12 protein-coding genes are annotated in these 14,848 nt (G+C 64.5%); 9 read left to right on the top strand and 3 right to left on the bottom strand.

The annotated features are described in order from the left end of the window. Positions 1 to 52 precede the first annotated feature (52 nt). Positions 53 to 1,312 carry an ABC transporter substrate-binding protein gene (locus BLV07_RS27785; protein ID WP_091892314.1) on the bottom strand — a complete coding sequence of 420 codons (1,260 nt, stop codon included), beginning with the start codon at positions 1,310 to 1,312 and terminating at the stop codon, positions 53 to 55. A 172-nt stretch (positions 1,313 to 1,484) separates the two neighbouring features. Here BLV07_RS27785 and BLV07_RS27780 point away from each other — a divergent pair, with 172 nt between their 5' ends. From BLV07_RS27780 to BLV07_RS27770, 3 genes are read left to right on the top strand one after another with little or no spacing between them, the layout of a single operon-like run. Beyond that, positions 1,485 to 2,978, top strand: a complete 1,494-nt coding sequence (locus tag BLV07_RS27780; protein ID WP_091892421.1) for an AMP-binding protein — start codon at positions 1,485 to 1,487, stop codon at positions 2,976 to 2,978. Continuing rightward, on the top strand, positions 2,975 to 3,616 hold the full coding sequence (locus BLV07_RS27775; RefSeq protein WP_091892312.1) for a TetR/AcrR family transcriptional regulator: 642 nt from the start codon (positions 2,975 to 2,977) through the stop codon (positions 3,614 to 3,616). Before BLV07_RS27780 ends, BLV07_RS27775 begins: the two co-directional genes overlap by 4 nt. Then, positions 3,613 to 5,523: a flavin-containing monooxygenase gene (locus tag BLV07_RS27770; protein WP_091892309.1), complete on the top strand. Its 1,911-nt coding sequence runs from the start codon at positions 3,613 to 3,615 to the stop codon at positions 5,521 to 5,523. The genes BLV07_RS27775 and BLV07_RS27770 overlap by 4 nt, the downstream gene beginning before the upstream one ends. A gap of 226 nt (positions 5,524 to 5,749) precedes the next feature. Here the strand turns inward: BLV07_RS27770 and ald are convergent, their stop codons facing one another. Continuing rightward, complete coding sequence (gene ald, locus BLV07_RS27765) at positions 5,750 to 6,865, bottom strand: alanine dehydrogenase (RefSeq protein ID WP_091892307.1); 1,116 nt, start codon at positions 6,863 to 6,865, stop codon at positions 5,750 to 5,752. Positions 6,866 to 7,009: 144 nt separating this feature from the next. Here ald and BLV07_RS27760 point away from each other — a divergent pair, with 144 nt between their 5' ends. The 6 genes from BLV07_RS27760 (at position 7,010) to BLV07_RS27735 (ending at position 14,393) form a co-directional block, all read left to right on the top strand. Continuing rightward, complete coding sequence (locus tag BLV07_RS27760) at positions 7,010 to 7,489, top strand: Lrp/AsnC family transcriptional regulator (protein ID WP_176945796.1); 480 nt, start codon at positions 7,010 to 7,012, stop codon at positions 7,487 to 7,489. Between the two features lie 143 nt (positions 7,490 to 7,632). Next, positions 7,633 to 8,124, top strand: a complete 492-nt coding sequence (locus BLV07_RS27755; RefSeq protein ID WP_091892303.1) for a (2Fe-2S)-binding protein — start codon at positions 7,633 to 7,635, stop codon at positions 8,122 to 8,124. Continuing rightward, complete coding sequence (locus tag BLV07_RS27750) at positions 8,121 to 9,137, top strand: FAD binding domain-containing protein (protein WP_091892301.1); 1,017 nt, start codon at positions 8,121 to 8,123, stop codon at positions 9,135 to 9,137. The genes BLV07_RS27755 and BLV07_RS27750 overlap by 4 nt, the downstream gene beginning before the upstream one ends. 7 nt (positions 9,138 to 9,144) lie before the next feature. Next, complete coding sequence (locus BLV07_RS27745) at positions 9,145 to 11,349, top strand: xanthine dehydrogenase family protein molybdopterin-binding subunit (RefSeq protein ID WP_091892299.1); 2,205 nt, start codon at positions 9,145 to 9,147, stop codon at positions 11,347 to 11,349. A gap of 101 nt (positions 11,350 to 11,450) precedes the next feature. Further along, positions 11,451 to 13,808, top strand: a complete 2,358-nt coding sequence (locus BLV07_RS27740; RefSeq protein WP_091892297.1) for an Orn/Lys/Arg family decarboxylase — start codon at positions 11,451 to 11,453, stop codon at positions 13,806 to 13,808. Between the two features lie 6 nt (positions 13,809 to 13,814). After that, entirely contained in the window at positions 13,815 to 14,393 is a 579-nt protein-coding gene (locus BLV07_RS27735; RefSeq protein WP_176945795.1) for a GNAT family N-acetyltransferase, read from the top strand. A gap of 95 nt (positions 14,394 to 14,488) precedes the next feature. Here the strand turns inward: BLV07_RS27735 and BLV07_RS47780 are convergent, their stop codons facing one another. Further along, complete coding sequence (locus tag BLV07_RS47780; protein ID WP_164934549.1) at positions 14,489 to 14,701, bottom strand: hypothetical protein; 213 nt, start codon at positions 14,699 to 14,701, stop codon at positions 14,489 to 14,491. Between the last annotated feature and the right edge of the window lie 147 nt (positions 14,702 to 14,848).

Here is a 14,848-nt window from a genome sequence, read left to right as displayed (position 1 = left end):
AAAACGAAACGAACGTGGCGGAGGCGGTCGCCGCCTCCGCCGCCGCGTCATATCAGGTGTAGCCCTTGCTCTTCTTCCACTCGGCCTCTAACTCGAAGATGGTCTTCCAGTCGCCGGCCTTGACCTCGGGAACATAAGGCTCCTGCGGGATGGTGGTGCCCCAGCCGATGGCGTAGCCGACGAGGGTGTGGTCGTCGCCGCGCATCGTCACCGTGCCGTCGGCGCCGAACGGGCACTTGATGGTGAGGCCCTTCAGCACCTCCGCGATCTTCTTGCCGTCGGCCGAGTTTGCCTTCTTGGCAGCTTCCGCCATCAGCATGATTGCGGTGGCGTTTTCCCACGACCAGTTGGTCGGATATTCATTGTACTTGGCCTTGTAGGCATCGCCCCAGGCGGCATTCTCCGGCGTCGACGGGAACGTCTTGATGTAGCGGTTGCCGGAGTGAATGCCCTTGGGCAGGTTCTTCACCACGGTGAGCGCGGTGTAGTCGGCCATGTTGACCGCGAACACCTCCATTTGGCTGAACATCGCGTAGATATTGGCCTGGTCGATGTAGGAGGTGAGATCGCCGCCCCACAGGCAGGAGTACAGCGCCTGCGGTTTGGCCTGCAGGATCTTGGTGACCACCTCGGTATAATCGGGCTGGAACAGCTTTGGCCAGGACTCGCTGATGATCTCGACTTCGGGCGCAAAGCGTTTCAGGTAGAGCGTGAATTCCGCCGTGGTGTCGCGGCCATAGGCATAGTCGGGCGAGCAGGTCGCCCACTTCTTCAGGCCTTTTGCCTTGGCGATCGCCGCGGCATAGCTGCCGCCGACGATGGAGTCGTGCACGCCCTGCCGCGCGGTGCGGAAGGCATTGGGAATGTGCTGCTTCGGATCCGCGGTCAGCGCCGAGGTCTCGGAATTGGTGTGGATACAGAACACGCCGAGATCGCGCGCGACCTCGTGCACCGCGAAGGCGCCGGAGGAGGCTTCGGCATCGATCATCAGCTCGCAGCCGTCGGTGTTGACGAGCTCGCGCGCGACGCGGGCAGCTTCCTGCGGCTGGCCCTTGGAGTCGCGGATCACCATCTCGATCTGCCGGCCGGCGAGACCGCCGGCAGCGTTGACCTTCTCGACCTCGAGCATCACCGCATTGCGCGAAGACGTGCCGAGCTGCGCGACGCGCCCCGATAAAATCGTCGGCATGCCGACCTTGATGGTCTTGGCTTGCGCACGCGCCACCCAGGGCGCGGCAAACGTCATCGCACCGGCGCCCATCAGCGCCAGCGTGGAACGGCGGCTGATGCCCGGCGTGCGGGTTCTCGTCATTTTTCCCTCCCTCTTTCGGGTCGGCGTGTCCTGATCCCTGCCGGAGATCGTCTCGTCTCCGTGATCCCAAGGATTTCAGAGGGTGGGGGGTGACGTCAAGCCAAAGATGAATTACGAGTCAGAATTCATCAAGGGAGGACATGAGGCCGGTAACCGGCCCAAAACCCGGCAAATGATCAACCTTTCGAGCTTCATCGCCTTTCATGCCCGGCGCACGCCGGACCGGCCCGCGCTGAAATACCGCGGCGAGGAGATCTCCTACGCGGCGTTCGGCGCGCGCATCGGGACGGTCGCCGGCTGGCTCGCCGCGCAGGGCATCGGTGCAGGCGATGTCGTGGCCGTGCTGATGAAGAACAGCGCAGCGTTCCTGGAGCTCGTCTTTGCCACCAGCCATCTCGGCGCGGTGTTCTTGCCGATCAATTTTCGTCTGTCCCGCGACGAGGTCGGCTACATCACCGGCAATGCCGGCGCGCGCCTTCTGGTCGCCGATGAGGAATTGGCTGCGAATACAGCGGGCGCGAACATCGCCGTGCTCGACGAGACCGCGCAGCAGAGCGTCACCCATCTCGCAGGCGACACGACGGCAGCGCCGATGCATGTGCGCCAGCCCTCCGACCTGATGCGGCTGATGTACACCTCGGGCACGACCGATCGCCCTAAGGGCGTGATGCTCACCTACGATAATTTCTACTGGAAATCCGCCGACCAGACGATCGCGCTTGGCCTCAGTGCCGACACACGCCTTCTCGTCGTCGGCCCGCTCTATCATGTCGGCGCGCTCGACCTGCCCGGCATCGCCGTGCTCTGGCATGGCGGGTTCATTCGCATCGAGCGCAATTTCGAGCCGGAGGCGGCGCTTGCGGCCATCGCAGAAGACAAGCTCAACGCTGCCTGGTTCGCGCCCGTCATGACCACCGCGATGCTCACCTGCCCCACCCGCGACCGCTATGACGCCTCCAGCCTGCAATGGGCGATCGGCGGTGGCGAGAAGACGCCGGAGGCGCGCATCCGCACCTTCTCAGAATATTTCCGCAATGCGCGCTACATCGATGCCTACGGCCTCACCGAAACCGTCGGCGGCGACACCTTCATGGAGAAAGGCCGCGAGATCGAGAAGATCGGCTCCACCGGGCGCGCCATCGCCCATGTCGAGATCGAGATCCGTGACGAGAACGGCAACGCGCTGCCGCCGAACGTCAATGGCGAGATCTGCCTGCGCGGCCCGAAGATCACGCGCGGCTATTGGAAGGATCCGGAGAAGACGGCGTCCGCCTTCTTCGGCGACTGGTTCCGCAGCGGCGACGTCGGCTATCTCGACGACGAGGGCTTTCTCTACCTGACCGACCGCAAGAAGGACATGATCATCTCCGGTGGCGAGAACATCGCCTCCTCCGAGGTCGAGCGCGTCATCTACGATTTGCCCGAAGTGCGTGAGGTCGCCGTGATTGGCCTGCGCGATGCGCGCTGGGGCGAGCGGCCGGTCGCGATCGTCGTGCTGACTGAGGGCGCGAGCCTCGACCTCCCCGCCCTTACCGAGCATTGTCGCGCGCGGCTGGCGAGCTTCAAGGTGCCGAAACAGCTCGTCCTCCGTGACAGCCTGCCGCGCAACCCGTCAGGCAAGATCCTCAAGCGCGTGCTGCGCGCCGAGCTGGAGACCTCCGAATGACGCAAGCGACCGCAAAAATAACCAAGCTGAACCGGGTCGAGCGCAACGCCTGGACCAAGCAGAAGATTTTTGAGGCTGCCACTAAGGTGGTCGGCAAGCATGGCTATGCTGAAGCCTCGGTCGCCCGCATTACCGAGGAAGCCGGTGTCGCGCAGGGCACGTTCTACAATCATTTCGAGAACCGCCAGGAGCTGCTGAACCAGCTGCTGCCGAAGATCGGCCTCGACATGGTCGAGTTCATCCGCGCCCGCACCGGCACGGCGCATGCAGCACGGCAGGAGATCGAGCGCTTCGCGGCGTTCTTCGACTTCATCCGGGAGGTCCCGGAGTTCCTGCGTATTCTCAACGAGGCCGAATTCTTCGCACCGACCGGCTACCAGAAGCATCTCGACAACATCTCGACGGCCTATGTCCGCATTTTGCGTCGCGCGCGGCTTGCCGGCGCGATCGAGGATTACAGCGACGAGGAATTCGAAGCGATCGTCCATATGCTGATGGGCGCGCGCGGCTATCTCAGCCGGCGCTACTCCTATTCGGAAGCCGGCGTCACCGCTGTGCCCGACCACGTCATCTCCGCCTATCGCAAGCTGATGACGCGCGGCCTCTTCACTGCCTCCGGAGATCAGGACACGCCATGAACATCTCGTCTCCGCACAAGCCGCTCGACCTCGCCTCGGCCATCGCCGAGGGCGACATCCGCTGCCTTCTGATGGTGCTGGTGCACATGACCGGCGACGAGAAATGGCTCGCGCCGCCCTATTTGCCCAAGCGCGACATCCGCCTCATTCCCGATCCGGAGGCCGGCGTGCCCCGGGACATCCAGGACGAGATCCGCGCCGCCGTCGTCAGGCTCTTCGCCAATGGCATGCCGAAACCCGTGATCACCGATCCGGGCGAAGAGCTGCTGCTGAAGATGATGCGCGCCTGCCTCGGCGAGAATGTCGCGCCGGAATATGCGCCTTTGATGCGCGAGGAGATGGGTTTTGTGCCGCGCGAGGCGCGCTGGACGAAGCGCCCCTCCGACCAAAAGCTTGCCGACCAGCATGTGCTGATCGTCGGCGCCGGGGTCTGCGCCATCGCGCTCGGCGTGGCGCTCGGCCACCTCGGCATCCCCTACACCATCGTCGAGAAGAACGCCGAGCTCGGCGGCACCTGGTGGATCAACCGCTATCCCGGCTGCGGCGTCGACACGCCGAACCATTCCTATTCCTACTCTTTCGGCTCGCGCAACGCATGGACGCGTTATTTCTGCCCGCGTGAGGAGCTGCTCGGCTATCTGCAGAAGGTCGCGGACGAATACGGCATCCGCAAGCATCTGCGCGTCAACACCGAGCTGACCTCATCACGCTGGGATGAAGGAAGGCAACGCTGGGTTTCGACGCTCAAGACCGAGAACGGCGAGGAGACGTTCGAATCCACCGCGCTGGTCTCCGCCATCGGCCAGCTCAACGACCCTTCCCGCGCCCGCTTCAAGGGCGAGGAGAACTTCAAGGGCACGATCCTGCACTCTGCGCTGTGGTCCGACGGTATCGATCTCGACGGCAAACATGTCGCCGTGATCGGCACCGGCGCGACCTCGATGCAGCTGGTGCCGTCGATCGCCGGCCGCGCGGCCTCCGTCACCGTCTACCAGCGCAGCGCGCAATGGGCGAGGCCGGTGAAGGGCTATGCCGATCCGATCAGCGAAGGCGCGCGCTGGCTGCTCGCGCACTTGCCGTTCTATGTGCAGTGGTACCGTTTCAACATGTTCTGGCGCTATGGCGACGGCCTCTTGCCCTTCCTGCGCAAGGATCCGGCCTGGCCGCATCCGGAGCGCGCCGTCAACAAGGGCAATGACCGGCACCGGCAGGAACTCACTGACTTCATCCTATCGGAGCTACAGAGCCGGCCCGACCTGATCGAAAAATGCGTGCCGACTTATCCGCCCTACGGCAAGCGCATCCTGCTCGACAACAATTGGTTCAAGACCTTGACGCGCTCCAACGTGGAGCTCGTCACGGACACCATCGACCATTTCGACCAGAACGGCATCGTCACCGCCGACGGCAAGCACCGTCCCGCCGACATCATCGTCGTTGCCACCGGCTTCAAGGTCACGGAAATGGCCGCGCGCCTCAACATCAGCGGCCGCGCCGGCAAGGATTTGCGCGAGGCCTGGGCCAACGACAATCCGACCGCGTTCCTCGGCCTCACCGTGCCGGGCTTCCCGAACTTCTTCTGCATGCTCGGGCCGAACTCCGGCCCCGCCCACGGCGGCAGCGTCATCTTCCAGTCGGAATGCCAGAGCCGCTACATCTCGGCGTGCCTGGTCGACATGATCGAACACGACGTTGCCGCCATCGACGTCCGCCAGGACGTGCTCGACGACTACGTCCGCAAGGTCGACGCCGAGCACGAGGCGATGATCTGGACCCACCCGGGCATGAGCACCTACTATCGCAATGCAAGCGGCCGCGTATTTTCGGCGATGCCCTGGCGGTTCGTGGATTACTGGCGCATGACCCACGATCCGGATTTGGGCCAGTACAAGCTGACGAAGGTATGACTGAATTGGAGCGGCAACACCGGTGCACCCTCTCCCCTTGCGGGAGAGGGTGGCTTCGCGAAAGCGAAGCCGGGTGAGGGGTTGTCTCCGCGAGACCAACTCTCAATGAATTCGCCGAGACAACCCCTCATCCGGCACCACAGCCGAAGCTTCGCTTCGGCGTTCTTGAGAACGGCGGCGGAAGGCCGCCTATGCCACCTTCTCCCGCAAGGGGAGAAGGAAAAAACTAAGCCGCCAGCCCGCTCTCCACCGGCGCGAATTCCAATCCTAAGCTTTCCGCCACCGCCTTGTTGGTAATTCGGCCGCGATGCACGTTGAGCCCGTTGCGCAAGTGCGGATTTTCCAGCACCGCGGCAAAGCCCTTGTTCGCCAGCATCAATCCGAACGGCAGCGTCGCATTGTTCAGCGCCTGGCTCGAGGTCACCGGCACCGCGCCCGGCATGTTGGCGACGCAGTAATGCACGACGCCGTCGACCTCATAGGTCGGCTCGGTGTGGGTGGTCGGATGCGAGGTCTCGAAGCAGCCACCCTGGTCGATCGCGACGTCGACCAGCACCGCGCCCGGCCGCATCGATGTCAGCATCGCGCGCGTGACGAGCTTCGGCGCGCTGGCGCCCGGCACCAGCACCGCGCCGATCACGACGTCGGCAGCGAACACCTCCTCCTCGACCGACTCGATCGTCGAGAAGCGGGTGCGCACGCGGCCGATAAAGAGATCGTCCAGCTGGCGCAACCGCGGAATCGAACGATCGATCACCGTGACTTCGGCGCCGAGCCCTGCGGCCATCCGCGCCGCCTGCGTTCCCACCACGCCGCCGCCGAGCACGACCACCCGCGCCGGCTGCACGCCGGGAACACCGCCGAGCAGCAGCCCGCGGCCGCCGGCCGACCGCCTGAGCGCGGCGCCGGCGGCCTCGATGGCGAGGCGGCCGGCGACTTCGCTCATCGGCGCGAGCAGCGGGAGGTGACCGTTCGCGTCCGTGACGGTCTCATAGGCGATCGCAGTGCAGCCGGAGGCAAGCAGGCCCTTGGCCTGCTCCGGGTCCGGCGCAAGATGAAGATAAGTAAACAGGATCTGGCCTTCGCGGAGCTGGGCCCATTCGCTTTTCTGCGGCTCCTTCACCTTCACGATCATGTCGGATTTGGCGAAGATTTCGCGGGCGCTTTCAGCGATCGCGGCCCCTGCCCGTCGATACACGTCGTCGGAGGCGCCGATGCCGCTGCCAGCGCCGGTCTCGACCGTCACCTGGTGGCCGGCCGCGACATATTCACGGACCGCGCCTGGGGTGAGCCCGACGCGATATTCCTGCACCTTGATCTCCTTGGGAACACCGACGCGCATCTTTCAACCCCTCCTCCAAAGCATTGATTCCGTTCATCATCGTAGCGATGGCGGCAGTTTGGTTTCGTGCAAATATCCGCTAGGTTCGCGCCTGGCGCGCCGGTTTCCGGCGCGGAAATGTCCTTTCACGCTGGAAACAAAACCTTGGCCCTCGACCGGAAAGACCTCGCCATCCTCGCGGAACTCACGACCAATGCGCGGGCCAGCCACACCGAGCTCGCCAACAAGATCGGCCTGTCGAGCACGGCGATGGCGCGGCGGCAGAAGGCGCTGGAGGACGATGGCTACATCAAGGCCTATCAAGCCGCGCTCGATCTGGCGCAGTTTGGCCTCACGACGACGGTGCTGGTCCGGATCGCGCTGGAGAGCCAAAGCGACGACGCGCTGAAGGCGTTCGAGGCGGAGGTGGTGAAGTGCCCCTCCGTCGTGCGCTGCTTCCTGATGTCAGGCACAGACGACTACATCCTGATCGTGCTCGCCCGCGACATCCAGGATTTCGAACGCATCCACCGTACCGAGCTGTCGCGCCTGCCACGCGTTGCGCGGGTGCAATCGAGCTTCGCGCTGCGCGAGATCGTCAACCGCGCCGTGCCGACCGTGGTGTTCGGCGAGGCGAAGCGCTGACCGCTGCGCCGCGGGCGCACCCAATTCCCGACAAGGAACCAAGGGGCCGCTTGTCCGTTGCACGCCATTGACCAGCGGAAGCGACGTGCCCCCGCGTCAGCACGGCTGACGTCTCAGGCTCGGTCGCCTGCAGGGAGCAGGACATGGGCGATGTCACGCATGAAATTCCCGAACGCACTCCGATTCATCTCATCGTCAATGGTGTCAGTCACACCCTCGATCTTCTGCCCTGGACCACGCTGCTGGACGCATTGCGTGATCATCTTGCGCTGACGGGTACGAAGAAAGGCTGCGATCACGGTCAATGCGGCGCCTGCACCGTGCTCGTCGACGGTCGGCGCGTCAATTCGTGCCTGACGCTCGCCATCATGAAGGATGGCGCCGAGATCACCACGATCGAAGGCCTCGCCAAGGACGGCGCGCTGCATCCCCTGCAACAGGCCTTCATTGATCACGACGCATTCCAATGCGGCTATTGCACGCCAGGACAGATCTGCTCGGCAGCTGGCCTCATGGCCGAAGGCCACGCCAGGGACGCTGACGAGATCCGGGAATTGATGAGCGGCAATCTCTGCCGCTGCGGCGCCTATCCCAACATCGTGGCTGCGATCGAGCAGGCAATGGGCCGGTCATGAACAACTTCCAGTATTCCCGCGCAAGCGATGTCGCCGACGCCATTCGCCTGCTGGCCGCCGATCCGAGCGCGAAGCTGATTGCCGGCGGCACCAACCTGATCGACCTGATGAAGCAGAATGTCGAACGGCCCTCCCGGCTGATCGACATTTCCCGCCTGCCGCTCCGCCACATTGACGAGACCGCCAATGGCGGCCTGCGCATCGGCGCCTTGGTGCCGAATGCGGATCTCGCCTACCATCCGCTGATCGAGCAGCGCTATCCCCTGCTCGCCAGCGCCATCCTGGCCGGCGCCTCCGCGCAACTGCGCAACATGGCCTCGGTCGGCGGCAATCTGATGCAGCGAACGCGCTGCGCCTACTTCTATGACACGGCGACGCCTTGCAACAAGCGAAGCCCCGGCTCCGGCTGCTCGGCACTCGATGGCCTCAACCGCAACCACGCAATCCTCGGCACCAGCACGTCCTGCATCGCGACCAATCCATCCGACATGAGCGTGGCGCTGGCCGCGCTCAGCGCGCTCGTGCATATCGCAGGCCCCACCGGTCAGCGCACCATCGCGCTGACCGATTTCCATCGGCTTCCGGACGACAAGCCTCATGTCGATACAAATCTCGGCAGCGGCGAGATCATCACCGCAATCGAGCTGCCGCCGCGCGGCTTTGCGCAGAACTACAGCTATCTGAAGATCCGCGACCGGCTGTCCTACGCCTTTGCCTTGGTCTCGGTCGCGGCCGCGCTCGAACTGGAAGGAAACGCAATCAGCGAAGCGCGCCTGGCGCTCGGCGGCGTGGCCCACAAGCCCTGGCGAAGCCTCGAGGCCGAAGCGGCTCTGCGCGGCCAGGCGGCAACGCCGGACCATTTTGGGCACGCCGCCGATCTGTTGCTGCAGGGAGCAACCGCTCGCTCACATAACGGCTTCAAGATCGAGCTCGCGCGCCGAGCCGTCGTGCGTACGCTGATGCAGGCCGCAAGCGCCACACCGCAATCACAAGCTTACAAGAAGATCGCGTGAGGGCCCGATGAACGCCTATGTCGGAACACCAACGTCCCGCGTCGATGGCCGGGCCAAGGTCACCGGCGCCGCCAAATATGCCGGCGAATTCGCAGCAGACCACCTCCTTCATGGCTTCGTCGTCGAGGCCACCATTCCGCGCGGGCGCATCGCTCGGCTTGACCCCAGCGAGGCGCTGAAGGTGAAGGGCGTGGTCGACGTGCTCACCCATGCGCATCGCCCGCCCCTCGCCGACAAGGACGAAGCCTGGAAGGACGAGGTGGCGCCGGAGAAGGGCTCGCCCTTCCGCCCGCTCTATGACGACAGGATCAAGTTCAACGGCCAGCCGATCGCGCTGGTCGTGGCGGAGGACTGGGAAACCGCCAAGTTTGCCGCAACCCGCGTTCGCGTTGAATACGAGCAGGAGGCGTTTGCGACCGATCTCGAATCCGAACGCGGCAAGGCTGCCAAAGTGGATCAGCCGCACAAGCCGCGCGGTAACGCGGCAGCAGCGCTGACGCGGGCGGCCGTCCGTCACGACGCGGACTATGTCATTCCGAGCGAGCATCACAACCCAATGGAGCTGTATGCGACAACGGCCGTCTGGGACGGCAACGGCAGGCTTACGGTCTATGACAAGACCCAAGGCGTCCAGAACGTCCAGAAGTTTCTCTGCAGCGTTTTCGGAAAGAAGCCGGACGACATCCGCGTGCTCTCGCCCTATGTTGGCGGCGCCTTCGGCTCCGGTCTGCGGCCGCAATACCAGGTGGTGCTGGCGACGCTCGCCGCGCTCGCGCTCAAGCGGCCCGTCCGTGTCGTCCTGACACGGCAGCAGATGTATGGCCTGGGCTACCGTCCCATGACCATCGAGCACGTTGCGCTCGGCGCAAAGCCTGACGGCACGCTCGATGCCGTCACCCACGAAGCGATTGCCGTCACCTCGCGGTTTGAGGATTTCTCGCGCAACGATACCGGCTGGGGGGAGCAGCTCTACAAGAGTCCCAACAGCCGCCTCTCCCACAAGCTCGTCCACCTCGACGTCGCCACCCCCTGCGACATGCGCGCGCCGGGCGCGGCATCGGGCGTCTGCGCGCTCGAATGCGCCATGGACGAATTGGCCGTCGCGCTCAAGCTCGACCCGATCGAGCTGCGGCTGAAGTGCTACTCGGATCGCGACCAGAGCGGGGACCTCCCCTACACCAGCAAGCAGCTGCGCGAATGCTATGCCAGGGGCGCAGAAGCCTTCGGCTGGGCCCGGCGCAATCCCGCGCCGCGCTCCATGCGCGACGGCAACGACCTGGTCGGCTGGGGCATGGCGACAGGCGTGTGGGAGGCACTGCAGATGCCAGTCGCCGTCCGCATCGTTCTGACGTCGAACGGCCATGCCGAGGTCTCCTGCGCCGCATCCGACATCGGCACCGGCACCTACACCATCGTGTCGCAGGTAGCGGCCGATGCCCTCGGGCTGCCGATCGAGAACATCAGCGTCAGGCTCGCGGACTCGACCCTGCCGCAGGCGCCGGTGGAGGGCGGCTCGTGGATGGCCGCCTCGAGCGCGCACGCCGTGTTAGGAGCGGCCGAGGAGATTCGCCGGGAGCTCGCGCGTCACGCCAAGGCGATGCCCGCCTCGCCACTCGGCGGCGTCGATGCGCCAGATATCATTCTCGTCGACGGAACCGTCGCCAAGGCCGACGACAGGAGCCGTGCCGTCTCGATCGCCGATGTAATGCGCCATGGCAAGATCGAGCGGATCGAGAAGCAGAAGCTCAACCAGTTCGCCGAGGACAAGTCGCATGCCCGCAACACGCATTCGGCCGTTTTCGCCGAGGTGAAGGTCGACGAGCAGCTCGGCGTCATCCGCGTGACGCGGGTCGTGAGCGCGGTCGCCGCCGGGCGCATCCTGAACACCAAGACGGGCCGCAGCCAGATCATGGGCGGCGTGGTCTGGGGAATCGGCATGGCGCTGCACGAGGAGACGGTGATGGATCACCGCTTCGGCCGCATCATGAACGCGAACATCGCCGAGTACCACATTCCCGTGAATGCCGACATTCACGACATCGACGTCATTTTCGTCGACGAGCCGGACGAGCGGATCAACAGGCTCGGAGTCAAGGGCCTCGGCGAGATCGGCATCGTCGGCGTGCCTGCGGCGATTGCGAACGCCGTCTATCATGCCACCGGCAAGCGCATCCGGCGCTTCCCGATCACGCTGGACAAGCTGATGGATTGAGCCGCAAGCCGCTCGAACCCTCCGGTAGCGCTCAGGCTCCTGTCATCCAACTGTCATCGAATGTGCCGAGAGCTGTATCTCCTGCACATTCGGGACCCGACATGGACTATTTCAAGCGCTTCAACTTCCTGTTCGCCGCACCTGTGTTCGACGCCGACGATCTCGAAGGCGTCCGTTTCAACCAGATCATCGAGGAGATCCAGCGCTCCGGCTTCGAGGTGGTCCGAGCCCGCAAGCTGGAGGATGCCGAGATGGCGGTGCAGACCGATGCCGCGATCGGCTGCATGGTGGTGGACTGGGGCAAGAAGGGCCTCGAGGGCCGGACCTCAGCGCTGATCAATCTGATGCGGCGCCGGGGCCTCGATTTCCCCATCATCCTCTTGATCCGTCGCAAGCGGTTCGAGGATTTGCCGGTCGAAGTGCTCGATTTCATCGACGGTTATGTCTTCCTCTCGGAGGAGACGCCGACCTTCATCGCCAAGAACCTGATCAGCCGGCTGAAGCAATATGCCGAGACGCTGAAGACGCCGTTCTTCGGTGCGCTGGTCGACTATGCCGAGGAAGGCAACCAGCTCTGGACCTGTCCGGGGCACAATGGCGGCGTGTTCTACAACCGCAGCCCGATCGGGCGCGTCTTCGTCGAGCATCTCGGCGAGTCCGTGTTCCGCGACGACCTCGACAATTCCGTGCTCGATCTCGGCGACCTCCTCACCCATGAAGGGCCCGCGCTGCGGGCGCAGAAGGAAGCTGCCCAGATCTTCGGCGCGGAGAAGACGTATTTCGTGCTCAACGGCACCTCGACCTCGAACAAGGTCGCGCTCGGCGCGCTCGTCACCGACGGCGACCTCGTGCTGTTCGACCGCAACAACCACAAGGCCGCCCATCACGGCGCGCTGATGATCAATGGCGGTGTCCCGATCTACGTGCCGACCATCCGCAACGCCTGGGGCCTGATCGGCCCGATGCGCTGGGACATGCTCGACGAGAGGGCCTTGCGAGAGGCGATCCGCAATCACCCGCTGGTCAACGACAAGGACGCCTGGCGCAAGGAGCGGCCGTTCCGCGTCGCCGTGGTCGAGCAGTGCACCTATGACGGCACCATCCACAGCGCCGACATGATCCTGAGGCGCATCGGCCATCTCTGCGAGTACATCCTGTTCGACGAGGCCTGGGCCGGCTTCATGAAATTCCACCCGCTCTATGCCGGCCGCTTTGCCATGGGGCTTGCGGACCTTCCCCCCGAGGCGCCCGGCATCATCGCGACGCAGTCGACCCACAAACAGCTGGCGAGCTTCTCGCAGGCATCCCAGATCCACATCAAGGACCGCCATATCCGCGGCCAGAAGCGGCGCGTCGAGCACCGCCGCTTCAACGAGAGCTTCATGCAGCACGCGTCGACGTCACCGTTCTATCCGCTGTTCGCCTCGCTCGACGTCGGCGCACAGATGATGAAGGGTCGCTCCGGCGAAGTACTGTGGGACGACACGATCCGCCTCGGCATCGAGCTGCGCAAGAAGATCCGCGCGATGCGCCGGGAGTTCGAGGAGAAGGAGCAAAATCCGGACCGGCGCTGGTTCTTCGAGCCGTTCGTGCCGGATCGCGTCGCCATTCCCGATGTCAGCCGCCCCGGGGCTGCGCACAACGTCGCGTGGGAAACACTCTCGACCGACGAGCTCGCCACCAATCCCGCGCTCTGGCAGCTCTCCCCCGACAGCACCTGGCATGGCTTCCCCGGCCTCACCGAAGGCTTTGCCATGACCGACCCGAACAAGCTGACGCTGCTGACGCCCGGCTTCGACCGCAGCACCGGCGCCTATGCCGAGCACGGCATCCCCGCACCGGTCGTCGCGCAATATCTGCGCGAGAACCGCATCGTCCCCGAGAAGAACGACCTCAACTCCCTGCTCTTCCTGCTCACGCCTGGCGTCGAGGCCAGCAAGGCCGGCACGCTGATCTCCGGCCTCGTCGCGTTCAAGAAACTGCACGACGACAATGCGCTGCTGGCCGACGTCATTCCCGAGTTCCATCAGCGGCGGCAGGCACGCTATGCCGGCGTGCGACTGCGCGACCTCTGTGGCGAGATGCACCGCTTCTTCCGCGCCGCCGATGTCAGCGCGCTCCAGGCGCGGCAGTTCATGCCCGAGCACATGCCTGAGATCGCGATGCCGCCCCGCGAAGCCGCGCGCTATCTGTTCCGCAACGACGTCGATTATCTGCCGATCGAAGCGATCGCGGGCCGCATCGCGACCACGCCCTTCGTGGTCTATCCGCCCGGCATCGCCACCATCGTTCCGGGCGAGCGGCTGACGGAACGAGCCAAACCCATGATCGACTATCTCAAGATGTTCGAGACCTGCTTCAACACGTTTCCAGGGTTCGATGTCGAAATCCAGGGCGTCTACAAGGAGATCGATGCGAACGGCCGCATCGGGCTCTATACTTATGTCGTTGCCGAGTAGGTGCCGATGAACGAAACAGCGATCGCGCGCACAGGTGACGACCAGGTCCGGATCCGCGCCTCACGCGAAAGCGATGTCGAGGCGATGCTGGCGATCTACCGCCATCACGTCCGCGCTGGCGTGCCGCGCGATGTCGAGGGAACCGGCGCGCCCGAGCCGGACGACCTGCGCGACCGGCGCAAGAACCTGAAGCAGACCCGCCTGCCGCATCTGGTCGCGACCTATCGCGGCGAGGTGGTCGGCTATGCCTATGCCGTGCTGTTCCGCAAGCGGCCGGCCTATCGCTACACCGCCAAGCATTCCATCTACGTCCATCACGAGCAGCTCGGCCGCGGGATCGGACGGCTGCTGCTCCAGGACCTGATCGACGCCTGTGCGGCGGCCGGCTTCCGCCAGATGATCGGCTATATCGATGCCGACAATGCGCCCTCGCTGGCGCTGCACGAGAAGTTCGGCTTCGCGCGCGCCGGCCTGCTCTGCGGCGTCGCCTATCGCCACGGCCGCTGGTCCGATACCGTGATGGTGCAGCGGTCGCTCGGCGCGGGCACGACAGCACCTCCGCCCATCACGGCGCCCGGCCGGTAGAGCATGATCCGGAAAAGTGTGCAGCGGTTTTCCGAAAAGATCATGCTCAAACAATAAGCTAAAGCGCGATGACAATCTCATCGCGATTTAGATCTTCATGACGGAAAATCGGCCGGTCTGACCTGAATGCGGTCGGCATGCAGGGACCAATGATGCAACGCCTGGTCCTTGCAGAACTTCGCCTTGGCCCGCTCCTTGGCCTCGTCCTCGTCGGCGGCGTCGATCTCGAGCGTCCCCTGGCAGACCTCGATCTGCCGGCCGTACTGACCGAGCACGTCCTTCATGAACCTGACGACATAAGTTGACATGGGACCTCCTGGTGCCCCCGGTCAGCCCCGGCGGCACTCTAATCCCATTTAGGCCGGACAGGGAAAGGAGATTTTGACGCGGATCAAGGTCGGGACGCTGTTTTCTTCGCTCCGTCATTCCGGGGCGGCTCGCAGGGCCGAGCCCGG

Source organism: Bradyrhizobium sp. Rc2d (assembly GCF_900099855.1).
GTDB lineage: Bacteria > Pseudomonadota > Alphaproteobacteria > Rhizobiales > Xanthobacteraceae > Bradyrhizobium.
The sequence above is the reverse complement of the archived record's forward strand: the minus strand, read 5'-3'. Positions and strand labels throughout refer to the sequence as shown.